18 protein-coding genes are annotated in these 24,829 nt (G+C 68.1%); 5 read left to right on the plus strand and 13 right to left on the minus strand.

Going from position 1 to position 24,829, the window contains the following annotated elements; all coding sequences use genetic code 11:
* Position 1: 1 nt before the first annotated feature.
* The 3 genes from BDK89_RS17980 to BDK89_RS17990 form a co-directional block, all read right to left on the minus strand.
* The gene (locus tag BDK89_RS17980) at positions 2–997 is read right to left on the minus strand and encodes a carbohydrate ABC transporter permease (protein WP_208294116.1); all 996 of its coding nucleotides are present in this window, start codon (positions 995–997) and stop codon (positions 2–4) included.
* Positions 994–2,019, minus strand: a complete 1,026-nt coding sequence (locus BDK89_RS17985; protein WP_133870265.1) for a carbohydrate ABC transporter permease — start codon at positions 2,017–2,019, stop codon at positions 994–996. The genes BDK89_RS17980 and BDK89_RS17985 overlap by 4 nt, the downstream gene beginning before the upstream one ends.
* A 133-nt stretch (positions 2,020–2,152) precedes the next feature.
* Positions 2,153–3,583: an ABC transporter substrate-binding protein gene (locus BDK89_RS17990; protein ID WP_133870266.1), complete on the minus strand. Its 1,431-nt coding sequence runs from the start codon at positions 3,581–3,583 to the stop codon at positions 2,153–2,155.
* Positions 3,584–3,896: 313 nt separating this feature from the next.
* On the opposite strand from BDK89_RS17990, the gene BDK89_RS17995 reads away from it, so the two are divergent.
* A complete protein-coding gene (locus BDK89_RS17995; protein WP_133870267.1) occupies positions 3,897–5,027 on the plus strand; it encodes an LOG family protein in 1,131 nt (376 codons plus the stop codon).
* 29 nt (positions 5,028–5,056) lie between these two features.
* Here BDK89_RS17995 and BDK89_RS18000 read toward each other — a convergent pair whose 3' ends face one another.
* Positions 5,057–6,250, minus strand: coding sequence for an MFS transporter (locus tag BDK89_RS18000; protein WP_133870268.1), 1,194 nt, complete (start codon positions 6,248–6,250; stop codon positions 5,057–5,059).
* A 152-nt stretch (positions 6,251–6,402) separates the two neighbouring features.
* Positions 6,403–10,161, minus strand: a complete 3,759-nt coding sequence (gene hrpA, locus BDK89_RS18005; RefSeq protein WP_133870269.1) for an ATP-dependent RNA helicase HrpA — start codon at positions 10,159–10,161, stop codon at positions 6,403–6,405.
* Between the two features lie 73 nt (positions 10,162–10,234).
* Between hrpA and BDK89_RS18010 the strand changes: the two genes are divergently transcribed.
* Together BDK89_RS18010 and BDK89_RS18015 are read left to right on the plus strand one after the other, a co-directional pair.
* A complete protein-coding gene (locus tag BDK89_RS18010; protein WP_166657672.1) occupies positions 10,235–10,918 on the plus strand; it encodes a M90 family metallopeptidase in 684 nt (227 codons plus the stop codon).
* Between the two features lie 119 nt (positions 10,919–11,037).
* Positions 11,038–13,899 (plus strand): EAL domain-containing protein, encoded by a 2,862-nt coding sequence (locus BDK89_RS18015; protein ID WP_133870271.1) that lies wholly within the window; start codon positions 11,038–11,040, stop codon positions 13,897–13,899.
* Here the strand turns inward: BDK89_RS18015 and BDK89_RS18020 are convergent.
* On the minus strand, positions 13,886–14,674 hold the full coding sequence (locus tag BDK89_RS18020; RefSeq protein WP_133870272.1) for an enoyl-CoA hydratase/isomerase family protein: 789 nt from the start codon (positions 14,672–14,674) through the stop codon (positions 13,886–13,888). The two genes, BDK89_RS18015 and BDK89_RS18020, sit on opposite strands and share 14 nt — an antisense overlap.
* Before the next feature lie 97 nt (positions 14,675–14,771).
* Here BDK89_RS18020 and BDK89_RS18025 point away from each other — a divergent pair, with 97 nt between their 5' ends.
* On the plus strand, positions 14,772–15,341 hold the full coding sequence (locus BDK89_RS18025; protein WP_133870273.1) for a VOC family protein: 570 nt from the start codon (positions 14,772–14,774) through the stop codon (positions 15,339–15,341).
* A 10-nt stretch (positions 15,342–15,351) separates the two neighbouring features.
* Here the strand turns inward: BDK89_RS18025 and BDK89_RS18030 are convergent, their stop codons facing one another.
* Together BDK89_RS18030 and BDK89_RS18035 are read right to left on the minus strand one after the other, a co-directional pair.
* Positions 15,352–16,209, minus strand: a complete 858-nt coding sequence (locus BDK89_RS18030; protein WP_133870274.1) for an enoyl-CoA hydratase/isomerase family protein — start codon at positions 16,207–16,209, stop codon at positions 15,352–15,354.
* On the minus strand, positions 16,206–17,168 hold the full coding sequence (locus BDK89_RS18035) for an alpha/beta fold hydrolase (protein WP_133870275.1): 963 nt from the start codon (positions 17,166–17,168) through the stop codon (positions 16,206–16,208). The genes BDK89_RS18030 and BDK89_RS18035 overlap by 4 nt, the downstream gene beginning before the upstream one ends.
* Positions 17,169–17,244: 76 nt before the next feature.
* On the opposite strand from BDK89_RS18035, the gene BDK89_RS18040 reads away from it, so the two are divergent.
* On the plus strand, positions 17,245–18,441 hold the full coding sequence (locus BDK89_RS18040) for a trimethyllysine dioxygenase (protein WP_166657673.1): 1,197 nt from the start codon (positions 17,245–17,247) through the stop codon (positions 18,439–18,441).
* Between the two features lie 128 nt (positions 18,442–18,569).
* Here the strand turns inward: BDK89_RS18040 and BDK89_RS18045 are convergent, their stop codons facing one another.
* From BDK89_RS18045 to BDK89_RS18065, 5 genes are all read right to left on the minus strand, one after another.
* Entirely contained in the window at positions 18,570–19,571 is a 1,002-nt protein-coding gene (locus tag BDK89_RS18045; protein WP_133870277.1) for an ABC transporter ATP-binding protein, read from the minus strand.
* Complete coding sequence (locus BDK89_RS18050) at positions 19,571–20,620, minus strand: ABC transporter ATP-binding protein (RefSeq protein ID WP_133871157.1); 1,050 nt, start codon at positions 20,618–20,620, stop codon at positions 19,571–19,573. Before BDK89_RS18050 ends, BDK89_RS18045 begins: the two co-directional genes overlap by 1 nt.
* Positions 20,621–20,637: 17 nt before the next feature.
* Positions 20,638–21,522 carry an ABC transporter permease gene (locus BDK89_RS18055; RefSeq protein WP_133870278.1) on the minus strand — a complete coding sequence of 295 codons (885 nt, stop codon included), beginning with the start codon at positions 21,520–21,522 and terminating at the stop codon, positions 20,638–20,640.
* Entirely contained in the window at positions 21,519–22,739 is a 1,221-nt protein-coding gene (locus tag BDK89_RS18060) for an ABC transporter permease (protein ID WP_133870279.1), read from the minus strand. The genes BDK89_RS18055 and BDK89_RS18060 overlap by 4 nt, the downstream gene beginning before the upstream one ends.
* A gap of 92 nt (positions 22,740–22,831) precedes the next feature.
* On the minus strand, positions 22,832–24,631 hold the full coding sequence (locus BDK89_RS18065; protein WP_243839215.1) for an ABC transporter substrate-binding protein: 1,800 nt from the start codon (positions 24,629–24,631) through the stop codon (positions 22,832–22,834).
* Positions 24,632–24,829: the final 198 nt, after the last annotated feature.

Raw genomic sequence — 24,829 nt, forward strand, 5'->3', positions numbered from 1 at the left:
GTCAGCCCTTGACGGCGCCGGCGAGGAGGCCTCGCACGAAGTACCGCTGCAGGGCGAAGAAGACGGCGATCGGGACGACCATCGCCACCATGCCGGCCGCGGTGAGCAGGTGCCACGACTGGCCGCGGGTACCGGTCAGCGTCGCCAGCTGGCGGGTGATCGGCGCCTTGTCCTGGCCGGCGTAGATCAGGGCGATCAGGTAGTCGTTCCAGATCCACATGAACTGGAAGATCGTGAGCGAGGCGATCGCCGGGACCGACAGCGGCACGATGAGCCGGAAGAAGATGGTCATGTGACCGGCACCGTCGATCTTCGCCGCTTCGATGATGTCGCGCGGGAGGGCTCCCACGAAGTTCTTCAGGATGAACACACAGAACGGCATGCCGAAGATCGTGTGGGCGATCCAGACGCCGAGGTAGGTACCCGTCAGGTCGAGATCGGGGAAGATCGTCACCGTGCCGATGTGGGCACCACCGCTGAACAGCTGCAGGATCGGCACCAACGCCATCTGGAGCGGCACCATCAGCAGCGCCACGATGGCGACGAACATCCACTCGCGTCCACGGAACTCGATCCACGACAGGGCGTAAGCGGCGAGCAACGCCAACCCGACCGACAGCAACACCGCCGGCACCGTGATGATGAACGAGTTCTGGAGATACTTCCAGAGATCGTCGTTGCCGGCGCCCGACGACAGCACCGCCCGATAGTTGTCGAGGGTGACGTCGGGATCGGTGAAGAAGGTCCACCAGCCGCTGCCCTTGACGTCTTCTTCCGGCCGGAACGACGACACGAAGACGCCGAAGGTCGGGATCGTCCAGAGCACCGCCAGGATCGTGACGATCACCAGCCCGGCTTTCGAGCCGAGCGCTCCGCTGACGGCGGCGCCGGTGCCTCCCTTCTTGTGTCCGACCGGATCGACGTCGCCCTTGACGGCGTGGTCGATCATGTCCTGATCCGCGAACGGATCGACGTCAGCTCCCGATGTCGTGCTCATGCGCCCACCATCTCCTCAGCGCGCTTCTGGGCTCGTCGGTTCAGGTAGATGATCGGGATCACCAGGGCGAACAGCAGCACGGCGAGCGCCGAACCGAGGCCACCTCGACCCTGGACGAACGTGGTCACGTAGAACTCGTTGGCGATCGTGCTCGTGCCGAATCGGCCGCCGGTGGTGGCAGCGACGATGTCGAACGCCTTCAGGCCGGCGAACGTGATCGTCGTGGCCACGGTGATCACCGTGGTCTGGATGTACGGCAGCATCACCTTGTAGAAGACCTGCCGATCGGTCGCTCCGTCGACCTTGGCGGCCTCGATCAGGTCGTCCGGGACGCCCTTGAGGGCGGCGCTGAAGATGACGGTGGCGAAGCCGGCCTGGGTCCAGATGAAGATGACGATCAGCAGGAACGTGTTGAAGCCGGGCGCCGAGTCGGGCGGGTCGAAACCACCGAAACCACGCTCGAGCACCCAGAGCCGATCGCCGCCGCCGCCCATGCTCTCGGGGAGCCCGGGGATCGACCCGGTGATCGCGTTCAGGAGACCGTTGTCGAACGGCGGACCGGCGTACACGAACAGCCAGGTCACACCGGCACCCACCAGCGAGATCGCACCGGGCAGGAAGATCGCGGTCTTGAAGGCCTTCTCGCCTTTCACGTTGTCGGCGAACCGGGCGACCGCCAGGCCGACCACGACCGTGAAGGCGGTGCCGACGATGACCCACGCCATGCTGTTGAACACCGTCAGCCGCGTGCCGGTGTTGCTGAAGATCGTCTGGTAGTTGTCGATCCCGACGAAGCTGGTGCCGCTGTCGTTGCGGAAGCTCAGATAGATGGTGCGCAGCGCGGGAACGAGCAGGCCGATGACGACGGCGGCCGTGGCCGGCAGCATGAACACCCAGTAGCGGGCGCCCTCCTGCCACTGCTTCGGAAGACGGCCAGACAGCCAGTACAGACTGCCGAGTAGGGCGCCGAGCGCGGCGAACGCGATCAGCACCGTGATGAGTGCTCGGATGAACTCACCCATGGAACCCCCTGTTCAAACCGGTGACGTTCTCTGAGGAGCGTACGTCACCACGACGGAAGATGCGAAAGGGGCCGGGGCTGATCGCCCCGGCCCCTTTCAGACGACGTCGGTCGACGTCACGTGTGGAGTCGGGTCAGCTGGGCCAGCTGGCCTCGACGTTGTCGACGAAGGTCTGGGTGTCGATCGAGTCGATCACCCAGGCCGTGATCTCGGTCCAGAAGGTGCCGGCGCCGACGGCACCGGGCATCAGGTCGGAGGCGTCGAAGCGGAACACGTCGGCCCCGAGCTGGAGCTCGGAGAGCTCACGCACGAGCGGATCCTCGATCGCAGCCACGTCGATGGCCAGGTGCGGCGAGAGCTCGCCACGGGTGTTGACCATGTAGAGGCCGTAGTCGGCCGAACCGGTGTAGCGCAGGACGTCCATCGAGGCCGGCCGGTCGGTGGCGGCGGCGTAGATGTCGCCGGCGCCGAGCAGGTACTTCGGACCATCGGCCGGGCTCGGCAGGTAGAAGAACCACACGTCACCCTCGGGCGAGATGTCGGTGCCCTCGGGGAACAGCGTCGAGTAGAAGCTCGCCTGACGGTGCAGCCAGCAGTCGCCGGTGGCCACGCACGTGCCGCCGTCCTGGAACTTGGTGGTGGCGATCGCCTTCACCAAGTTGTCGCCACCGAGGTAGTCGGGGTTCTTGACGAACTCACCGACGGCGTCGGCCACGGCCACGACCTGCGGGTCGTTGAACGGGATCTCGTGGTTGACCCACTGGTCGTAGACCTCTTCACCGTTCACACGGAGCATGAAGTCTTCCATCCAGTCGGTGAGCACCCAGCCGGTGGCGACACCGGACTCCGCGCCGACACCCCAGGGGATGCCGCCGTCGGCGACGATCTGGTCGGACAGCGCCTTCAGCTCGTCGATGCTCTCGGGGATCTCGTAGCCGGCTTCGGCGAAGCGGCTCGGGCTGTACCAGACGAGCGACTTCACGTTCGAGCGGCCGGGGATGCCGTACACCGTGTCGTTGAACGTGGCGTAGGTGTCCCAGCCGGAGATGAAGTCGTTCGCGGTGCTCTCGGCGATGTCGTCGGGCACGGCGATCAGGTAGCCGGCGTCGACGTGGCTGGCCATGAGGCCGGGCTGCGGGTAGTCGATGACGTCGGGCGGGTCGCCGCCCTGGAGGCGGACGTTGATCTCGGTCTCGAACTGGTCGGTGCCCTGCCAGACGATCTCGACGCCGGTGCACTCCATCAGCGGGTCGTAACCGGCCACGAACTCTTCGACGACCGTCGGGTCGCCCTCGGAGTTTCGGACCGGCGAGAAGATGCTGACCTGCTCACCCTCGTACTGGTTCTCACAGGGAATGGCGCCGTCGAGCAGGCTGTCGCCACCCGCAGCGTCGTCACCGGCATCGGCGTCGTCGCCGGCGTCGTCACCGGAGTCGTCACCGCTGTCCGCGGTGGTCTCTTCGGTCGTGTCGTCGCCCGACTCGTCGTCATCGTCGCCACACGCGGCGGCGACGAGCGACAAGGCGACGACGGCAACGACCGGCTTCGTCCAAGTGCGCTTCATGATTGGTTGGATCCTCCCCCTCCACCGCCTGGGCGATGGAAGCGTTTTCGTGAGCGGCGTGGAACCGCTCTCGGTTCACGACCCACGCGAATTGTGCGGGCCGCTGTAAACGCTTGCAGAAATCGCACCGCTGCGCAACACATTGGAAACGAAAAGGGTCCGAAGTCCCTCGTCAGACACGTGTTATTCGTTTCGTTCTCGACCTCGATCGCCCTGAAAACCCCGGCCGCGACGACGATGACGACGATGACGACGGTCATGACGACCGGCGAGGACCAGCCCGACGACCAGCGACCCGGTTAGCGTCGGCGAGATGATCGAGATCGTCACGGTCGACGCCGCCGTCGACTGGGCCGCGCTGCCGCCACCGCGACCGCCCGCAGCGTTCCGGGCCCTCGATCTGCGCGACGCCGCCGGGTTCGAGCACGGCTCGTTCGACGGCTGCGTGTTCCTGTCGTGCCTGCTCACCCCGGCACAGGCCGGATTCCTCACCACGACCGGAGCGACGATCGTCCGCGACCGCCCCGACCGGCCCTACACGCTGCACCGGCGGCAGCTCTACTCACCCGACGAACTGTTCGCCGGCTTCGATCCCGATCGTGCCGACGGGTACGCGACCACCTTCGACGCTCGCGTGTACCGCCACTGGGAACGCACCGGCCGGCAGCATCCGCCGTTCATCGACGAGAGCCTCGCCCGACGTCTCCACGATCACTCGCTCACCGAGGCACTACACGACGCGCTCGCCGGCACCCGCCCGGTCGCGATCATGGGTGGTCACGGCCTCGAACGCTCGGCGCCCGGCTACGCGGCGGTCGCCCGCATCGCGCGAACCCTGACCCGCGACGGCTACACGATGCTGTCGGGTGGCGGCCCCGGCGCGATGGAGGCGACCCACCTCGGCGCGTGGATGGCACACTTCCCCGACGACGAACTCGACGCCGCGATCAGGGTGCTCGCGCCGCGACCCGACGGTGCCGAACCGAACCGAGAGTACGCCGATCCCGACTGGCTGCATCGAGCGATGGCCGTCCGCGAACGCTGGCCGATCCTCGAGCCGACGTACGACTCGATCGGGATCCCGACGTGGATGTACGGCCATGAACCGCCGGCGGCGTTCGCGACGAAGATCGCCAAGTACTTCGCCAACAGTGTGCGCGAGGAGGGTCTCCTCGCCGTCGCCACGTACGGCGTGCTGTTCACCCGCGGTTCGGCGGGCACGGTGCAGGAGATCTTCCAGGAAGCGACCCAGAACCACTACGAGAGCTACGGCGAACCGTCGCCGATGGTGCTCATCGACGTCGACTATTGGACGACGACGTTGCCGGTCTGGCCGCTCCTCGGCGCCTTGGCCGACGGCCGTGCGTACCGAGCGCTGCTCACCATCACCGACGACGAGCACGAAGCCGTCGCCACCATCCGGTCATACGAGCCGAGGCGCTGACGACGAACGGCGTGACGACCGGTGTCGGGTCAGCCCTTGGCCTTGGCCGAGCGTTCGAGGCGGCCGTCGACCGTGGTCGGGAGACCGACCAGCAACACCACGGAGACCGCGCAGGCAGCGATGCAACCGACGATGGCCCACGTGTAGCCGTCGGTCCGGTCGATCAGCCAGCCCGCCGTCGGAGCGCCGATCAGCGCGCCGATCCCGGGTGCCGTGTAGAGGATCCCGAGGATCGAACCCAGCCCGGCCACACCCATTCGATCGGCGACGACGATCGGCCCGAGTGCCACGAACCCCCCGTAGCCGACGCCGAGGACGAGCACGAACAGCACCATCAGCGCATACGACGAACCCGCTACCAGCCACACGACGAAGCTCACCCCGTGGATCAGGTAGCAGGTCCGGTACAGCCGGAACGATCCGAATCGACGGTCGAGCGCGCCGAACCCGAGGCGCGACAACACGCTCGCCCCGCCGAGCACACTGACCAGCACCGCCGCAGGGACCGAACCGACGCCCTCGTCCTTGGCGTACTGACCGACGAACACGAACGGCACGAACAGCGCCAGCCCGAGGAAGAACGACGACAGGTGCAACCGCCGGAACACCCGGCTGTGCACGGCGTCGGAGAAGCGCGACGGCTGTGGTGAGCCGTCACCCGGCGGCGCGGCGGCGAGGGGCATGCACGCCAGCAGCACGGCGGTACCGGCAATCGCGAGGATCACGTAGGTGTCACGCCAGCCGTACCGGTCGATGAGTGCGGCCGACAGTGGCGACATGACGAGGGTGCCGACACCGATCCCGGCGACGGCCACACCGACGGCGAACGCTCGCTGGCGGAGGAACCAGCCGCCGACCATCGCGACCATCGGCACGTAGCCGCACGCAGCGGCGATACCGACGCCGAAGCCGTACGTGATGTAGCCGGGGCCGAGCGAGTCGACGCGGCTGGTGAGCATCAACCCGACGAAGAGTGAGACCGCTCCGATCGCCAACACCAGGCGCGGGCCGAACCGGTCCATGAGCCGACCCGTGATCAAGCTGAGCACGAAGAACAGGCAGGTCGTGAGTCCGAAGATGACGGCAGTCGCGCCACGTTCGGATCCGAACTCGTCGCTCATCGACTCGAAGAAGGCACCGAAGCTGTACGCCGTCCCGAGCGTGACCGCGGACGACAGGAACGCCGCCACGACCGTGAGCCACCCCCGCCCCGAATCCACCATCCCCGCACCGTACGCCAGCCCACCCCGCCCGATGGGGTCGGAACAGAAGGGGAACAGAAGGGGTCAGGCACCTTCTGTTCACACCCGGTGCCGGTGACCATCGCAGACCGAACAGAAGGTGCCTGACCCCATCTGTGCCTGACCCCTTCTGTTCAGCGGCGGCCGAGCGCGGTGCGGATTCGTTTGGGGCTGACGGGGCCGCGGACGCCGACGGGTTGGGCGAAGACGCTGATGCGGAGTTCTTCGACCAGCCAGGTGATGTCGCGGAGGGCGTCGTCGACACGTCCGGCCCGATCGATCGCGTCGGCCAGCTCACGCTCGATCGGGCGCACCTCGGCCATGCGACGCTGGTCGCGCGGCACGTCGCCGGCGAGATGATCGAGGCGGTACTCGATGCCCCGGACGTAGCGGTGCACGTCGGGCAGCCGGTCGAGGCCGCTCCGGGCGACGAACCCCGCCGCGACCAATCGGTCGAGGTGGGCACCGGCGTCGGCGACGGTCGGCTGGAGCGCTTCGGCGGTGAGCGACGACAGCCGGGCCCGGACCCGCTCGGCGGCGGCGATCACGTCGGCCGCCTCGGCGAGCGCGTCGGCGGCCAACTGGGGCGCGTCGTCGCGGACGGCGCGTTCGATCGTGGTGAACGCCGCCTCGTCCCACGGCAACTCGTAGCGGGCGAGCACGGCGTCGACGGCGGCGTCGATGCACTCGGCGGTGAGATCGGCCAGCAGCACCGGACTCGCGGCGACGGCGAGCTTCGCCGACTGGTCGAGTGTCCGCTCGACCTTGCCGACCGTCGGCGCCGCCGCCATCAGCAACAGCCGCCGCACGCCGCCGCGCATCGCACGTCGTTGCAGCGACTCGTTGTCGACGACCCGCAAGGTCACCCGGTCGCCACGGTCGAGCAGGGTCGGGAACGCCCGCACCACGTTGCCGCTCGGCGAGGTGGTCTCGACGACCCGATCGATGTGGCCGATGTCGTCCCAGCGCACGATGTCGCGGCGCTCCTCGACGGGCACCGCACTCGCCAGCGCGGTGCGCGCCTCACCGGCCTGACGACGCCGGATCGCGGCGAGATCGTCGCCCGCGTCGACGACCCGGCCATCGTCGTCGACGACGACGATGTGCAGGCGGAGATGTGTCGGCAACCGCTCGTCGGAGAAGTCGCCCGGCCGGACCGGCACGCCCGACACCTCGGTGAGCGCCTTCGCCAGCGCCTCGAGGAGTGTCGGCAGCGTCGTGTCCAGGCGCTCCGCCGCTGCGGCAGCCGTCTCGGTCATGGGGATCAGCTCACGGCGGACGTCCTTCGGCAGCGAGCGGACCAGCAGATCGACGAGTTCGGCGCGATAGCCCGGGATCAGCCAGTCGAAGCCCGAGTCGTCGAGCTGGTTGATCTCGCTGAGCGGCACCGTGACCGAGGCGCCGTCGAGGGCGCTGCCGGGTTCGAAGCGGTACGTGATCGGATAGCTCGCCACGCCGGCGGTCCATCGGTCGGGGTAGTCGCTCAGCCGGATGCCGGATCGATTCGCCAGCACCGACCCGTCGAGATGCAGCAGCGTCGAATCGTCCTGACGGGCGTCGCGCCACCATCGGTCGAACGCACGCGACGACGTCGCCCGCTCGGGGATCCGGGCGTCGAAGAACTCGACGATCGCCTCGTCGTCGAGCAGGTCGGTGCGGCGCACGCGTGCCTCGAGCAGCGAGACCCGGTGACGGAATCGCTCGTTCTCGGCGATGAAGTCGTGCGTCGCCTCCCAGTCGCCGGCGACGAGCGCTCGGCGGATGAAGAGCTCACGGGCCAGTCGGGCATCGACACGGTCGAGGCCGATGGTCCGGTTCGACACGATCGGGAGCCCGTACAGGGTCACCGTCTCGCCGATCAGGGCGCGGCCCTGCTGCTCGTCCCACCATGGTTCGCCGTACGAGCGCTTCACCAGGTCGCCAGCGATCGATTCCGCCCACTCCGGCTGGATCGTCGCGACGCGCCGCGCTCGGATCCGGTCGGTCTCGACCAGCTCCGCCGCCATCACCCATCGCGGTGGCCGCTTCGACAGCACCGAGCCAGGGGCGATCACGAAGCGCGAGTCACGGATGCCGCGGAACTCGCGACCGTCGCCGTCGCGGGTGCCGATGTGGGTCAGCAGGCCGGCGAGCAGCGCCCGGTGCACGTGATCGGGGTGCGCTGCATCGACCGACGGTCGGATGTCGAGCTGTCCGGCGACCTGTCGGAGCTGGCTGTACAGGTCGCGCCACTCCCTCACTCGGAGGTAGTGGAGGAACTCGTCGTGGCACATCCGGCGGAACCGGTTTCCCGACAGTTCTCGTTGTCGCTCACGCAGGTAGTCCCAGAGTTCGACGATGCCGAGCAGGTCGGAGCCGTCGACCCGGAAGCGGGCGTGGAGTTCGTTCGCCCGCTCGGGCTGCTCGCGCGGACGCTCGCGGACGTCTTGGATCGAGAGTGCCGAGGCGATGACGAGGACCTCGCGCACGCAGCCGTAGCGTTCGGCCTCGATGACCATCCGACCGAGGCGCGGGTCGATCGGGAGTCGGGCCAGCTTGCGCCCGATCTTCGTGAGCGACCGACGGTCGCCGTCGTGGCGGACCGCACCGAGTTCGTCGAGCAACAGGTCGCCGTCGCGAACGGCGGCGGCGTCGGGCGGTTCGACGAAGGGGAACCGTGAGACGTCACCGAGGCCGATCGCCGTCATCTGCAGGATGACCGAGGCGAGGTTGGTCCGCAGGATCTCCGGTTCGGTGAACTCGGGTCGCTGCTCGTAGTCGTCCTCGGTGTAGAGGCGGATGCAGACACCCGGCGCAACGCGGCCGCAGCGCCCGGCGCGCTGGTTCGCGGACGCCTGGGACACCGGCTCGATCGGCAGACGTTGCACCTTGAGACGGCGGCTGTACCGGGAGATGCGTGCGATGCCGGCGTCGACGACGTAGCGCACGCCCGGCACCGTGATCGACGTCTCGGCGACGTTCGTCGCCAGGACGACGCGTCGGCCGCGATGCGGCTCGAAGATCCGATGCTGTTCGTGCGCCGACAGGCGGGCATACAGCGGCAGGACCTCGAGGCCCTGCCGGCGTTCGTCGCGGAGCGCATCGGCGATGTCGTGGATCTCGCGCTCACCGCTCAGGAACACGAGCACGTCGCCGGGCCCTTCTCGCTCGAGTTCGTCGATCGCATCGATGACGGCACGCACCTGGTCGCGCCGGTCGCCCGGATCATCGTCGTTGTCGGCACCGTACGGCCGGTAGCGGACCTCGACCGGATACGTGCGTCCTTCGACGACGAACACCGGTGCCGGTTCGCCATCGGGATCGGCGAAGTGCTCGGCGAACCGTTCGGTGTCGATGGTCGCCGACGTGATGATCACGTGTAGGTCGGGTCGACGAGGCAGGAGCTGCTTGAGGTAGCCGAGCAGGAAGTCGATGTTGAGGCTGCGCTCGTGCGCCTCGTCGATGATGATCGTGTCGTACCGGCGCAGATCGCGGTCGCGCTGGAGTTCGTTCAGCAGGATGCCGTCGGTCATGACCCGGATCAGCGTCGAGTCGGTCACCCGGTCGTTGAACCGGACCGAGTAGCCGACCCCGTCGCCGACGGCGGTGCCGAGTTCGTCGGCGACGCGTTCGGCGACGGTGCGGGCGGCGACACGTCGGGGTTGGGTGTGGCCGATCATGCCGTCGACGCCCCGGCCGGCCTCGAGGCACAGCTTCGGCAGCTGGGTGCTCTTGCCCGAACCGGTCTCGCCCGCGACGACGACCACCTGGTTGCTGCGGATCGCATCGACCAGCTCCTCGCGACGATCCGCGATCGGGAGCGACTCGGGAACGGCGATCGGGCGCGCACCCACGATCTCGGCGAGACGCGCGGCGCGCGCCTCGCGGGTCTCGGGGCGGGATCGGCGGGGCATGACAAGTGCAAGGGTCGCGCGTGGCGGGCGACACCGCGACACGATTTCTACCGGCGACGGGCAGACTGTGCACGTGCTCGCGACGATCGATGCCCCGTGGCTCACCGACGCCGACCTCGAACGATACGAGTGGCACCGTGCCGACCTGCGGCGTCGCGTCCGTTGGGAGGCGGCCCGAGGATTCGATCTCACCGACGAGATGATCGCGACGACGACGGCGTACGCCGCCTTGCTGGTGGCCGGCTACGAGCCACGCGAAGCGCCGTTCCATCTCGTCACGGCGGTGGTCTTCCGCGACGGCACCTACCTCGACCGCGAGCGGCCGGGTCCGGTTCGTGGCTCGGTCGATCGTTCACCGAGGCGGCTCGCCGGGCAGTCCGGTCACGGGCGCGGACCGGTCGTGCTCGACTGGCGAACGGTTCGCCAGCAGACGAGCGGGCGCGGCCGCGGCACAAACGTGGTGGTGCACGAGTTCGCACACAAGCTCGACCAGCTCACCGGGGCGGCCGACGGCATGCCACCGCTCCCCTCCCGCACCGCCCGCGACCAGTGGACGCAGACGATCGGGACGAACTTCCGCCGACTCCGACGGCGCGGGTCCGACGGGCTGGTACGCATGTACGGCGCGTCGAGCCCGGCGGAGTACTTCGCCGTGACGAGCGAGGTGTTCTTCACCCGCCCGGACGACCTGCACGATCGACTCCCCCGGGTGTACGACCGTCTGGCCGAGTTCTACCGCCAACGGCCCGCCGGCTGAGCGCGATCACGGGGTCACCTCATCACGGCGTCATGTCGACGTCGATCACCGGGGTCATGACGTGCGCACTCCCCAGCCACTACGCTCGGTGATCGGTCAACCACCCGACCAATATCGTTATGCCGCCCGTTCTCACCGACACGTCCGACGCACGCATCGTGCAGGACGCGGACGGCCGCATCGTCGACATCGCGACGAGCGCTCCCGGCAACACCGTCTACGGCTGGCCCGTCGACGACCTGATCGGCGCCAGCGCGCCCCAGATGGTCCATCCCGACGACCGCCTCCTCGCCCGAACCGTGCGCGACGATGTGCGCGCCACCGGTCGGAACCAGAGGGTCCACATCAGGCTTCGCTCACTCGGTGGGCGCTGGCTGTGGGCCGAGTGCACGTTCCGCCCCTGGCCGTCCGACGACGGCGCACCCGGTCACCACACCGCGGTCGACCTCCGCGACGTGTCGACGCAGTACCTCTCCGACGAGATCCTCGGACCACTGCTCGACCTGCGCCGCATCATGGACGCCGCCGACGACCTCGACGAGGCGTGGGAGCGCGGCCTCGAATCACTCGCCCGCATGGCCGGCTTCGGCTGGGCGGCGGCCTGGGAACGACACGACGGGACACCGCTGCGTCGCCGGACGGTCGTTCTGACCACGTCCACCGCAGCGCCCGTCCACGCGACCCCGGCCGAGGTCGACCGCGCCTGGGCCGACGGCGTGCCCTACTGGCCGGCCGAGCTCGACGGGCCGATCCGAGACGGCCTCACGTCGATGCTCCTGCCGATGACCGCGCTCGGGGAGGTGATCGCCATCGTCGAGGTCGGTGGCCCCGATCACACCGTGCTGCCGACCTCGATCGACATGGCGGCCGAGATCGTCGCCCGCCTGGGTGATGCGATCCGGCGCCGGCAGGCCGACGACGAACTCACCCTGGCGACCCAGCGCTTCGAACTCGCCTACAACGAGGCTGCGATCGGGATGGCCCTGGTCGCCCCCGACGGCGCCTTCATCGACGCAAACCCGTCGTTGTGTCGACTCCTCGGACGCGAACGCGCCGAGTTGGCCGAGATCGGGTTCCAGGCAATCACGCACGCCGACGACCTCGAAGCCGACCTCCACTACGTCCAGGAAATGCTCGCCGGCGAGCGAACGACCTACCACATGGAGAAGCGCTACCTGCGCCCCGACGGGAGCGTCGTGTGGGGACTCCTGTCGGTCTCACTGGTGCGCGACGTCCACGGTGAGCCGCTGCACTTCATCTCCCAGATCCAGGACATCGACGCCCGCAAGCGCGCCGAACTCGAACTGGGCCGGTCCGAGGCGCAGTTCCGGGCGGCGTTCGACCGATCGCCGATCGGCATGGCGATCATCGAGTTCGACGGGGCCGACGACGGCCGCATCGTCGAGATCAACGGCCAGCTCGGCTACCTCGCGCACCAGTTGGGCGTCGACGGTTCCGAGCACTGGTCGCATTCGTTCTGGCAACACGGCGGGCTCGGGCTGCGGACCCACCTCGCCGGGTCGCTCGCCGACGGCCCCGTCACGTGGGAGAGCCATCTCACCGGACCGAAAGGTGACCGGTGGGCGCGAGTCGTCGCGGCGCCGGCCGACCGTTCGTCGGGGTCCGATCGTCGGATGCTGATCCTCCAGGTCGAGGACATCACGGAGCAGCACCTCGCCCAGGAGGAGCTCGCCCACAACGCACTCCACGACTCGCTGACCGGTCTGCCGAATCGGGTGCTGCTCACGAGCCGGATCGAGCACGCCCAGGAGCGCAGCGGGCGCAACGGGCGCCACGTCGGTGTGCTCTACGTCGACCTCGACAACTTCAAGGACGTGAACGACACCCTCGGTCACGGCGCCGGCGATTCGCTGCTGCGCGAGGTCGCTACTCGCTTCTCGTCGGTCGTGCGACCGACCGACACGGCGGCTCGGCTCGGCGGCGACGAGTTCGTGGTGCTCTGCGAAGACCTGTCGACCGATCGGATCGAGGCCCAGTCGGAGCTGCTCGAGATCGCCGACCGCTTGCACGAGACGCTGCGCGACCCGATCGGGGACGACGAAGCTCCCCAGTTCGTGTCGGCCAGCATCGGCTCGCACCTCGTGACCGGAACCGGCACGCCGATCCGCGAGACGCTCGGCAATGCCGACGTCGCGATGTATCGCGCCAAGGCGCTCGGCCGCTCCCGCACGGCGGTGTTCGACGAGGCGCTCCGCACCGAGGCGCTCGAACGGATCCGGATCGCCGCCGAGCTCCGCCATGCGATCGACCGTGACGAACTGAGCGTCGTCTACCAACCGATCGTCGACATGCGAACCGGTGAGGTCTCGGCCGCCGAGGCGCTCCTGCGCTGGGAGCACCCCGAGCTGGGCCAGGTCCCGCCGAACCGCTTCATCGACATCGCCGAAGAGTCGAACCTGATCGTGCAGCTCGGTCGGTTCGTGGCCGACGACGTGTGCGCCACGCTGGCCCGCTTCCCGCACCTGCGGTACATCACGATGAACGTGTCGGCCCGACAACTGGCGACATCCGACTTCGTCGAGGCGACGCTCGACGCCCTGCAGCGTCACGGCGTCGACCCCGGACGACTCGCCGTCGAACTGACCGAGAACGTTCTGATCGACGCCGTCGGGTCGTCGCTGCGCCAGCTCGACGAGCTCCGCGGCCACGGCGTCGGCGTGGGTGTCGACGACTTCGGGACGGGCTTCGCGTCGTTGACGTACCTCAAGCGGTTGCCGGTCACGTTCGTGAAGGTCGACCGATCGTTCGTCAGCGGCGTCCCGACGAACGACGACGACCGCTCGATCGTCGAGGCGGTCGTCGGGTTGGCCCACGCGTTGAAGCTCCAGCCGATCGCCGAAGGCGTCGAGACCGACGACCAGGCCGCGTTCTTGCAGAGTCTCGACTGTCCGCTCGCGCAGGGCTACCTGTTCGGGCGGCCGGCACCGGCCGAAGCGCTCGCTGAGGTCAGTCGCCCGTGAAGTTCGGGGCTCGCTTCTCGGCGAACGCCGCGATGCCCTCCTGACCGTCGCGTCGGCCCATCGACTCTGCGATCACGACCCCTTCGAACTCGCCGGCGGCGGGCAGCGACGTCTCGTAGCCGTGGTAGACGACCCGCTTGGCGTGCCCGAGCGCCCAGGCAGGACCATCGGCGAGTTGCTGGGCGAGATCGGCCGTGGCGGCGTCGACCTCGTCGTCGCCGACCACGCGATTGACCAGCCCCCACTGTTCGGCGGTGGCGGCGTCGAGCACCCGGTTCGTCAGCGTCAGATCGAGCATCCGGCGGAGACCGATGTGACGGGCGACGAAATAGGACGAGGTGCCGTCGGGGGTCACGCCCGCACGCGTATACGCCATCGTGTACTTGGCCGACTCGCTCGACACGACCAGGTCGAACGCCGCCATCAGCGACAGGCCGGCGCCGCCGGCGGCGCCGCGCACACCGGCCACGAACGGCTTCGGGATCGAGTTCATCTTGTAGATCGCACCGTGGTAGTCGACGAGCATGTCGCTCGCGAGCGAGGGCACATCGGCCCCGGCCTCGGCGAACAGCTTGAGATCGCCACCGGCGCAGAACACCTTGCCCTCGGCGGTGACCGACACCGCCTTCACGTCGTCGTCGAACTCGATCGCGACCATCACGGCCCGCAGGTCGGCGGAGAACGCCGGGTTCACGGCGTTGGCGCCTTCGGGCCGGGTGAAGCGGACGTGTGCGACCCGGTCGCGCACCTCGTAGGTCATCGTCGTCAGGTCCATGGACGAACCCTAAGCGAGCGGGAACACATCGGTCGACGGGGGCGTTTCACCATGCACGACTCGGGTATCGTTGAGTCAGCAAGGAAATGAGGCAGACATGAATCCGACCGCCGACGTCCAGTGGCAGGGCCTGAACCACCTGGCCCTCATCACCAACGACATGGACGCGACGGTGCGCTTCTGGCACGGGGTGCTCGGCGCCCCGCTCGTCGCCACCGTCGCCACCGACACCTTCCGCCACTACTTCTTCTCGTTCGGCCCGACGAGTTCGGTGGCCTTCTTCGAGTACATCGGGCGGCGCTCCGAGATGGTCGCCAAGCCCGCCGGCGTCTTCGATCCCCGGGCCGGACAGTTCGATCACCTCTCGATGGACCTGCCCGACGAGGCGGCTTTGCTCGCACTCCGTGAGCGACTGCACGACGCCGGCAGCGAGGTCACCGACGTCGTCGATCACGGGCTGATGCGCTCGATCTACTTCACCGACCCGAACGGCATCGCGCTCGAGGCGTCGTGGTGGCAGAACGACCCCACCGCCGACGAGCCCGACTTCGTCGACGAGCGCTTCTTCCAAGACCCGAACCCGGTCGACGCCGTGCTCGAGCTCCGCGAGGGCGGCCTCCGCTCCCTCCCCACGACCGTCCTCGTCGACGACCCCCAGCCCGTCTGACCAGAAGGGGTCAGGCACCTTCTGGCGCATCGGTCGAGGTGACCGCGGCGTCGTTGCCAGAAGGTGCCTGACCCCTTCTGAAGTCGGGCGGGCGCTTCTCGCGGTGGGAGGCGACGCCTTCTCGCACATCGGGACCACCGAAGCCGTAGAACTCGAGCGCCAGCGAGGCATCGAACGCCGGGCCGGCCTGGCGATACCAGTGGTTGAGGGTGTGCTTCGTCCACCGGACCGCCGACGGTGAGACCGCAAGCAGTTGATCGGCGACCTCGAGTGCCTTGTCGTGCACCTGGTCGTCGTCGACCACGAGCGACACCAGGCCGATCCGCTCTGCTTCCTCGCCGGTCAGGGTCTCACAGGTGAGCAGGTAGTACTTCGACTTCGCCATACCGGCGAGGAGCGGCCAGCAGATCGCGGCATGGTCGCCGGCAGCGACGCCGAGCCGGGTGTGACCGTCGATGATCTTGGCGTTGCGTCCGACGATCGAGATGTCGGCGAGCAGCCCGGCGACGAGGCCGGCGCCGACGGCGGGGCCGTGCATCGCCGACACGATCGGCTTCGAACAGTTGATCACGTTCCACACGAGGTCGCGCGCCTCGCGCATCACCTCGGTGCGACGTGCGTAGTCGTCGATCATGCCGTCGATGAGGTCGAACGACCCGCCCGACGAGAAGCCCTTGCCGGCGCCCTGGAGGATCGCGACCTGCACGTCGGGATCGCGGTCGACGGTCTGCCACACGTCGGCGATGTCGCGGTGGGCCTCGGGGCCGACCGAGTTGAGTCCGGGGGCGTCGAAGGTGATGCGCAGCACCCCGGGTTTCGGCTCGTCGTACGTGAAGCTCGGATGGAGCGTGGCGTAGTCGGCAGTCATGCGTCGGTCTCCAGTGCGCGTCGGATGATCTCGGCGAGTTCGAGCGGCTGGTCCCCCTGCACACTGTGCCCGGCGTCGACCTCGACCACTGTGGCGTCGGGCCGATGCGTCCGGAGTCGGTCGACGTCGTCGTCGGTGACGACCGATTGCTCGCGCATGCCGCGCACCAAGGTGACCGGCCCCTCGTACGCCGCCAACACCTCCCACAGCTGCTCGACGGCGCGCCGCCGCTGTTCACCGTCGATGTCGTCGGCGGCGTCGGCCATGACCGCCGAGTCGTCCCGCCGGTGGCGCCAGACCCAGCTGCCGTCGTCGAGTTGCTGTGCGTTGTGGAGGATGCCGCGCCGCAGCGACGACTCGCTGCGCGTGGGGTTGAACTCCATCGTGCGCTGGAGCAGCTCGTCGAAGCTCGGGAACGTCGCCGGGCCGCGCACGAAGTCGTGGATCGCCTTCGCCTTCTCGCTCGTCACCCCCGGCGTGATGTCGACGAGCACCAGTCGACGCACGAGATCGGGGCGCATCGACGCGAGCGCGATCGAGGTCAGCCCGCCGAGCGACATCCCGACGATGACGTCGGCGTCGGGTGCACAGGCCTCGAGGACCGGAACCAGATCGGCCGCGTTGGCGGCCGGTGCCGTGCCGGCACCCGGAGCCGGACTGTCGGAGTGACCGTGGCCGGGCAGGTCGGGCGCGACGAGCGGTTCCCCGAGCGCCATGGCGACGGTGTCCCACGTGTGTGCGTTCTGGGCACCACCGTGGACGAGCACGATGCGAGCTGCGTCATCACCCCATCGCAGCGTGCTGATCGTCCGCCCGTCGGACGTCGTCGTCTCGACGCGCTCGACGGCCGGTGGCCCGCCGTACGGCAGGCCCCACTCGGCGGCGTTCTCGTGGAAATAGGCGAACTCGTCGTACTCGACGCGCTCGACGTCGTCGGCCTGATCGGTGTCGTCGGACATCACCCCTCCTCGGATGCGACGGTACGCCACGGGAGGAGATGCGACCGAGCGGGACGCACCGTGATTGACTCGGGACGTGATCCGACAGTTCGACATCGGGCAGATCGACGGCGGCGACCGGCTGACGATCGAGTGGGACGACGGTGCCGTCCTGATCGCTCCCTGGATCTGGGTGCGCGAGCACTCACACGACCCCGACACCTTCCATCCGGTGACCCAACAACGGCAGGTCTTCACGGGCGGGCTCGACCCCGACCTGCGGCCGGTCGACTTATCGATCGACGACGATCGTCTCGTCGTCACGTGGGCGAACGACGATGCACCGTCGGTGCTCCCACTGTCGTTCGTCCGCGATCACGCCGCGGCGGTGCCGCTGCCCGACGAGCCGGTGCTGTGGGACGTCGCGACGATCGCCGAGCAGTGGCCCTCGGTCCCGCACGACGTCGTCATGGCCGACGACGACGGTGTCCGCCGCTGGCTCGACCTCGTGGCCCGGTACGGGTTCTGCATGGTGACCGGCACGCCGGCCACCGTCGACGCGACCCGCTCGCTGATGGAGCGCATCGGTTACATCCGCGAGACGATCTTCGGCGGGTTCTGGGAGTTCCGACCCGACCTGTCGAAGGCCGACACGGCGTACACGAACATCGAACTGCTGCCCCACACCGACGGCACGTACAGCCACGACGCCCCGGGCCTCCAGATCCTCCAGTGCCTCCACCACGACGGCGACGGCGGTGCGAGCACGATGGTCGACGGGTTCCGGATCGCCGACGAACTCCGCCGCAATGCCCCCGAGCACTACGAGACGCTGTCGACGGTCGAGGTACCGGGCCAGTACATCGGCGACGGGGCACACCTCGTCGCCCAGCGGCCCGTCTTCCGCCACGACCGCGGCGGTCGCCTCGTGCAGGTGTCGTTCAACAACGCCGACCGAGCACCGTTCCTGCTGCCGCCCGACGAGATGGACCGCTTCTACGCCGCGCTGCGAGCGTTCGAGGCGCTGGCGAACGACGACCGGCTCCGGTGGGAGCGTCACAATCCGCCCGGCGAGGCGATGCTGTTCGACAACTGGCGGATGCTCCACGGCCGCACGGCGTTCACCGGACACCGACACCTCTGCGGCGGCTACGTCAACCGCGAAGACTACGAGAGCCGCCGCCGAGTGCTCGGGTCGGGTGTCGCAGGGAACGGCGACGGAGTCGATGCCGGGTCGGATGTCGCAGGGAACGGCGACGGAGTCGACGTTTCCGGAGATCACCCGACCCGGTGACCACGGCGCGCGTCCGGGTCGGGTGATCTCCCGAAACGCCTCGGCTGCGCCTCGGCGTTCCGTACGACACCCGACCCGTTGGAGGTGCTGCCCTCGGCGTTCCGTACGACACCCGACCCGTCGGAACGTCAGGTCGTGACGGTGACGTCGGTTTCGATGACGGGGTGATGGCAGGCCACGTAGTGGTCGCCACCCAACGCTTGAATCTGGGGCTCGTCGGTGCGGCACACGTCGGTGGCGGCCGGGCACCGGGTGTTGAACCGGCAACCCGGCGGCGGGTCGATCGCCGACGGGAGTTCTCCCTCGACCATCTCCTCGTCGACGACACTGCGACTGCCGGGGATCGCCGACATCAGCGCACGCGTGTAGTGATGCGTCGGCCGGGCGAACAGGTCGTCGGCACCGGCGACCTCGCAGACCTTGCCCATGTACATCACCATGACCCGGTCGGAGATGTTCTTGATCACCGACAGGTCGTGACTGATGAACACCAGACTCACGCCGTAGCGCGCCTTCATGTCCTGCAGCAGGTTGAGGATCTGGGCTTGGACCGACACGTCGAGCGCCGACACGGGCTCGTCACAGATGATCACCTTCGGGTCGAGCACGAGTGCCCGTGCGATCGAGATGCGCTGACACTGACCGCCCGAGAACTGGTGCGGCTTGCGCTCGCCGTAGCGAGGGTCGATCCCCACCGCTTCCATCAACTCGTCGATCTTGTCGGCCGACCAGCGGCCGCGGTCGCCCCACACCCGGAGGCCCTCCGCGATGATCTCGTGGACCGTTCGGCGCGGGTTGAGCGAGCTGATCGGATCCTGGAAGATCATCTGCAGGTCGGGTCGGACCTTGCGGAGATCCTCGTTGCCGAGTTCGGTGAGATCGGTGCCGCGGAAGCGAACCGAGCCGCTCGTCGGGCGTGGCATCTGGATGACTGCTCGCGCCGTCGTCGACTTGCCGCAGCCCGACTCACCGACGATGCCGAGCGTCTCTCCCTCGACGATGTCGAAGCTGACGCCCGACACGGCGTGGACGGTGCCACCACCGATCGGGAACTCGACGACCATGTCCTCGACGCGGACGAGGACGTTCGGATCGCCGTCGCGCAGGTGCGTCGTACCGGTGCCGGCCATCAGACGAACTCCTCTTCGTTCGGGTCGAGCGACAACCCGGCGGCCGTGACGCCGGCTGCCTCGTTGGCGGCCAGCGCCGCGCGTCCGGCGTCGGTGCCGACCGGGTGATAGCAGGCGACGTAGTGACCGGGCAGCTGCTCTTCGAGCGGCGGCTTGGCCTCCAGACAGTCGGGCTGTGCGTACTTGCAGCGGGCCGCGAATGCACATCCGACCGGAGGATCGAGCAGATCGGGCGGGCGACCCGGGATCGGCTGCAACCGGGTGTGACTCGGCATGTCGGTCGTCGGGATCGAGTCGAACAGAGCCTCGGTGTACGGATGCCGCATGTTGGCGAACAGATCGTTCGCCTTCGCGAGTTCCATCAGACGGCCGGCGTACATCACGCCGATCCGGTCGGCACGCCCCTCGGCGACGCCGAGATCGTGGGTGATCAGGATCAGCGACATCTTGCGTTCGTCGCGCAGCTCGTCGAGCAGGTCGAGGATCGCCTTCTGCACGGTCACGTCGAGCGCCGTGGTCGGCTCGTCCGCGATCAAGAGACGGGGCTCGCACGCCAGGGCCATCGCGATCACCACACGCTGACGCATGCCGCCCGACAGCTCGTGCGGGTACTGCTTCAATCGCTTGGCGGGCGACGGGATGTGCACCAGGCGCAGGAGCGCCTCCGCGCGTGCATCGGCGTCGGAGCTGCTCATGCCGAGGTGGTAGCGCATGCCCTCGGTGAGCTGGACCCCGATCCGCTTGACCGGGTTGAGCGACGTCATCGGATCCTGGAAGACCATCGCTGCCTGCACCCCGAAGAAGTGCTTGCGCTCGGTCTTGCCGAGCTGGTCGATGTCTCGGCCGCCGATGCTGATCGTGCCCGTCCGCTTGCCGTTGCCCGCCAACAGGTTCATCAGCGTGCGGGCGAACACCGACTTGCCCGAACCCGACTCGCCGACGATCGCGATCGACTCGCGCTCGTCGAGCGTGAGCGACACCCCGTCGACGGCGGTGAGTGGTCCGGCGGGCGTGGAGAAGGTGACGTGGAGGTCGTCGACCTCGAGCATCGGGGTCGTCTCGTCGCTCACAGTCCGGACTCCTTGATGTCGAATCGCTTCAGCAACTGGTCGCCGACCACGTTGAGGCTGAGCACCGTCAGGAACAGCACGAGCCCGGGGAGGAACACCATGTGCGGCGTCTCGTCGAACTTGATGCGTCCCTCGGCGATGATCGAGCCCCACGTGATCGCCGGTGGCTTCACGCTCAGCTGCAGGAACGACAGAGAGCTCTCGACGACGAGGATGATGCCGAAGGTGAGGAACGCGAACGAGATCAAGGTCGGCATCACGTTCGGGAGCACCTCACGCCACAGGATCGACCCCTTCTTCACGCCGAGCACCTGCGCCGCCTTCACGAAGTCGCGTTCGGCGACCTGGAGTGTGCTGGCCCGCACGATGCGGGCGAGTGACGGGATGGCGAGCAAGCTCACGGCGATGATGACCGACCACAACGACTGGTCGTTGATCGTCACCAGGAAGATGACGAGCAGCAGGGCGGGGATCGACAGGGTCACGCTGATGATCAGCCGGACGGTCGAGTCGGTCCATCCCCGCAGGTACCCGGCGAGCAGGCCGAGCAGGCCGCCGATGACGATGCCGATCAAGGTCACCATCGCGCCGACGAACAGGGAGATGCGACCGCCGACGACCACACGCGAGAACACGTCCTGGCCGAACGACGCCGTGCCGAACCAGTGGTCCCAGCTCGGACCTTGCCGGATCGCGCTCGCGTTCTTCTCGTTCGGGTCGGTGACGAACGGCAGCCACTCGCCGAGGATCACCACGGCCGCGACGAGGATCAGCCACGCCGTCGCTGCGATGAACAACCAGTTGCGTTGCTTCTTCGCCTCGTCGGTGACGTCGTGCGCCCGGGCGCTCTTGACCGCCATCTCGGCGGAAACGTTGCTCATCGTTCGTCCCCCGCACGGACTCGGGGATCGACCACGGTGTACAGCATGTCGACCAGGGTGTTGGCGATGACGAAGACGACGGCGACCAGCGCCACGAGGGTCTGGACGGCGAAGAATTCACGCCGGTACACCGCTTCGATCAGATAGCCGCCCATGCCGTCGAAGTCGAAGATGAACTCGACGACGATCGCGCCGTTCACCAACTGGGCGATGTTCAGGCCGGCGACCGTGATCAACGTCAGCGTCGACGGTCGCAGCACGTGGCGGAGCAGGATGTGGGTGTTCGACATGCCCTTCGCCTTGGCGACGGCGACGTAGTCCTGCTGGAGGTTCTGGATCATGTCGGCGCGGAGCAACCGGAGGTAGACCGGCGTCGCCGCCAAGCCGAGCACCAGTGCAGGCAGCCACACCGATTGGAGGTGGGCACTCGCACCCTCGCTCCACGGGGCGTAGCCGGTGAGCTGGTACCAGTCGTTCTCGATGGCGAGGAAGTAGCGGAGGCTCTCGCCGAGGACGAAGACCGGGAGCGACAGCAGGACGAACGCCATCGCATTCACACTGTTGTCGCCGGTCGGCCCGCCCCGGAGGAAGCTGTAGATCAACACCGGGATGAGGACCGCGATCAAGAGGGTCGCCGCGAGCGACCACCCCAATCCGACGGCGATGCCGATCATCACCAGCAGGCCCGCAGGGAGCGCCCAGAACGGGATGTTCCTCGACTTCTTGCCGGCGTGGTACGCCGCCCAGATGCCGAGCGGCACCGCCAGGGCGAGGGCGATCAACTGGCTGTACACGAAGAGGAAGATGGTGCGCGGCAGCCGCTGTTCGATCGTGGTCGTGAGCGGCTCACGGTTCTTGTAGAACGCGTAGCCGAGGTCGCCGGACAGCACGTCGGACGCCCACGTCCAGTACTGCCCGAACACGTTCTGGTCGAGCCCGCGCTCTTCGACGCACTGGTTGACGCTGTCGACGTCGGCGCCGGTGCCGAGCGCCGAGACGCACGGTGCCGACTCGGCGGGCAGCCCGAGTTCGACGAGCACTTGTTTCTGTTCCTCGTCGGCGCCGGTCTGACGCAACAGGAAGCTGGTGAGGAACGTCACCAGGACGACGATCAGCAGTGCACCGCCGAGCCGCTGGAGGGCGAAACGCCACCCGGCGACATAGACGATCCACGCGATCAGCGCCGCGATGAGGATGAGGATGATGGTCAGCGCCATGGTGATCGAGGTGGGCCCGCGAACGGACCGAGCCCGATCGACCTCGACGGGTGACGCCCCACTCGGCGCCACCCGTCGTGTCGATCAGGAGGTCAGCTCTCCTTCCAGGCCTCGTGCAACCAGGTGCGGCCGGCGATCGTCGGCTCGGCGACACCGCCCGACGGCAGCGTCACGACGCCGACACCGTGCACGTTCGAGGCATACGGGATCTCCCACTCGGCGCTGACGAGCCAGAGGTTGTACACCTCGCTCGCGAAGCGCTGGTTGATCTGCTGGGCCAGAGCGTCGATCTCGGCCTGATCGGTGGTCGCCTGGATCTGATCCATCAGCGAGTCGATCTCTTCGTCGATGATGCGGCCGAAGTTGAGCGCCAGACCCTCGGTGTGACGGCTGTGCCACCACACGTACTCGAGACCCGGGTTGTTCTGGCCGTGGTTGCGCCACGCGAACACCTGGAAGTCACCGGTCAGGGCCTTGGTGATCAGTTCCGACTGGTCGAACACGTCGGTCGTCACGTTGAGACCGCAGTTCGTGCCCCACATGTCGACGAACAGCTCGGCGGTGAGCTGGGTCGCCGGCGTGTTCGTGGTGCCGTAGATGATCTCGTCGGGACGGCCGATCTCGTCGAGCAGGGCGTTGCCCGCGTCGGGGTCGAACTGCGGGAAGCCCGGGTCGTCGATGTATCCGAGGGCACCTTCCGCGAACGGCCCGTTGATGATCGTGTTCTCCGGTGCGCGGAACGCCTGGTACTCGGTGCGGTCGGTGCACAGTGCGAGCGCCCGACGCATGTCGGGGTTGTCGAACGGCGGCTTGCCGGCGTTGAACATCAAGTACCCGGCTTCCTTGTCCGGAGCGGGCTCGAGCAGGTTGCCCTCCCACTCGGTCCGCCAGTACTCGAGGTTCTCACCGGTGTCGTCGTGGGTACCGTCGGCGTCGCCGCCCTGCATCGTCGCCAGACGTGCCGAGTCGTCGGGAACCGGACGGAACTCGATGCCGTCGAGGTACGGCAAGGGCTCGCCGTCGGCGCCGGTGCGCCAGTAGTTCGGGTTCGCCTCGAGCGACGTGCGCTCACCGCGGACCCACTCGGTCATCATGAACGGACCCGTGCCGACGGCGAGTGCGCCGGCGCGCTCCGGGTTGTCCCAGTACGACGGGGCGAAGAGCCAGCCGGTGCGTTCGGCGATCGCATAGAGGAACGTCGCGTACGGACGACCGAACGTCAGCTTGACGCTCATGTCGTCGACGAGCTCGATGCTGTCGACGCCGTTCACGAGGTCCATCAGGACCTGGCCCTGCAGCAGACCGCTCGCCATCTCGACGAGGTTGCGCTGCAGCGCCGCGCCGTCGGCGGGCGTGCCGTCGTGGAACGTGATGCCCTCACGCATGGTCAGCGTGTACTCGGTGAAGTCGTCGTTGACCTCGAACGACTCGAGCAGGAACGGCTCGACCTCGTTCTGGTCGTTGATGATGGTGAGCGGGTCCATCACCTGGCGCATCACGGTGATGCAGGCCACGGCGCAGTTGGCACCGGGGATGTCCCAGGTGTCGGACTCGGCCTCGAGCAGATAGGTCAGCACGCCCCCGCGCACCGGCGCCATCATGTCGTCGGCCATGTCGCCTTCGCCGTCGTCGGTGTCGTCACCACCGGTGTCGCCGTCGCCGGAGTCGTCACCTTCCCCGTCGTCACCACCGTCGTCACCGTCGTCACCGCCGTCGTCGGCGGGTTCGTCACCACCGTCGTCGGCGGGTTCGTCACCACCGTCGTCGGCCGGTTCGTCGCCACCGTCGTCACCGCCGTCGTCGGCGGGCTCCTCGGTTTCGGCATCGTCGCCGCTGTCGTCGTCGCCACCGCACGCAGCGATGACCAAGGCGCCGGCGACCAGTGCGGCCACGGCACGACTCTTGCGAGTTCGGATCATGTTCTCCCCCATGTTCTGAGCCGGCCGGAGCCGGCATCCCCCAAATGGATGTCGGCGAGTATGCCATCCGTCACACCCGAGGGACGAGTCAAGGTGCCACCTTCGTCACGAAATCGTTCGACAGCCGACACGTGACCGGTGCGTGCCAAGCTGGCGAGAGCGTTTCGAACT

Origin of the sequence: Ilumatobacter fluminis (assembly GCF_004364865.1) — a bacterium.
Taxonomy (GTDB): domain Bacteria; phylum Actinomycetota; class Acidimicrobiia; order Acidimicrobiales; family Ilumatobacteraceae; genus Ilumatobacter; species Ilumatobacter fluminis.

Excerpts from the sequence above, each read along its gene's own strand:
- BDK89_RS17980 (WP_208294116.1), bottom strand. The coding sequence starts at position 997 with ATGAGCACGACATCGGGAGCTGACGTCGATCCGTTCGCGGATCAGGAC.
- BDK89_RS17985 (WP_133870265.1), bottom strand. The coding sequence starts at position 2,019 with ATGGGTGAGTTCATCCGAGCACTCATCACGGTGCTGATCGCGTTCGCC.
- BDK89_RS17990 (WP_133870266.1), bottom strand. The coding sequence starts at position 3,583 with ATGAAGCGCACTTGGACGAAGCCGGTCGTTGCCGTCGTCGCCTTGTCG.
- BDK89_RS17995 (WP_133870267.1), top strand. The coding sequence starts at position 3,897 with ATGATCGAGATCGTCACGGTCGACGCCGCCGTCGACTGGGCCGCGCTG.
- BDK89_RS18000 (WP_133870268.1), bottom strand. The coding sequence starts at position 6,250 with ATGGTGGATTCGGGGCGGGGGTGGCTCACGGTCGTGGCGGCGTTCCTG.
- hrpA (WP_133870269.1), bottom strand. The coding sequence starts at position 10,161 with ATGCCCCGCCGATCCCGCCCCGAGACCCGCGAGGCGCGCGCCGCGCGT.
- BDK89_RS18015 (WP_133870271.1), top strand. The coding sequence starts at position 11,038 with ATGCCGCCCGTTCTCACCGACACGTCCGACGCACGCATCGTGCAGGAC.
- BDK89_RS18020 (WP_133870272.1), bottom strand. The coding sequence starts at position 14,674 with ATGGACCTGACGACGATGACCTACGAGGTGCGCGACCGGGTCGCACAC.
- BDK89_RS18025 (WP_133870273.1), top strand. The coding sequence starts at position 14,772 with ATGAATCCGACCGCCGACGTCCAGTGGCAGGGCCTGAACCACCTGGCC.
- BDK89_RS18030 (WP_133870274.1), bottom strand. The coding sequence starts at position 16,209 with ATGACTGCCGACTACGCCACGCTCCATCCGAGCTTCACGTACGACGAG.
- BDK89_RS18035 (WP_133870275.1), bottom strand. The coding sequence starts at position 17,168 with ATGTCCGACGACACCGATCAGGCCGACGACGTCGAGCGCGTCGAGTAC.
- BDK89_RS18045 (WP_133870277.1), bottom strand. The coding sequence starts at position 19,571 with ATGGCCGGCACCGGTACGACGCACCTGCGCGACGGCGATCCGAACGTC.
- BDK89_RS18050 (WP_133871157.1), bottom strand. The coding sequence starts at position 20,620 with ATGCTCGAGGTCGACGACCTCCACGTCACCTTCTCCACGCCCGCCGGA.
- BDK89_RS18055 (WP_133870278.1), bottom strand. The coding sequence starts at position 21,522 with ATGAGCAACGTTTCCGCCGAGATGGCGGTCAAGAGCGCCCGGGCGCAC.
- BDK89_RS18060 (WP_133870279.1), bottom strand. The coding sequence starts at position 22,739 with ATGGCGCTGACCATCATCCTCATCCTCATCGCGGCGCTGATCGCGTGG.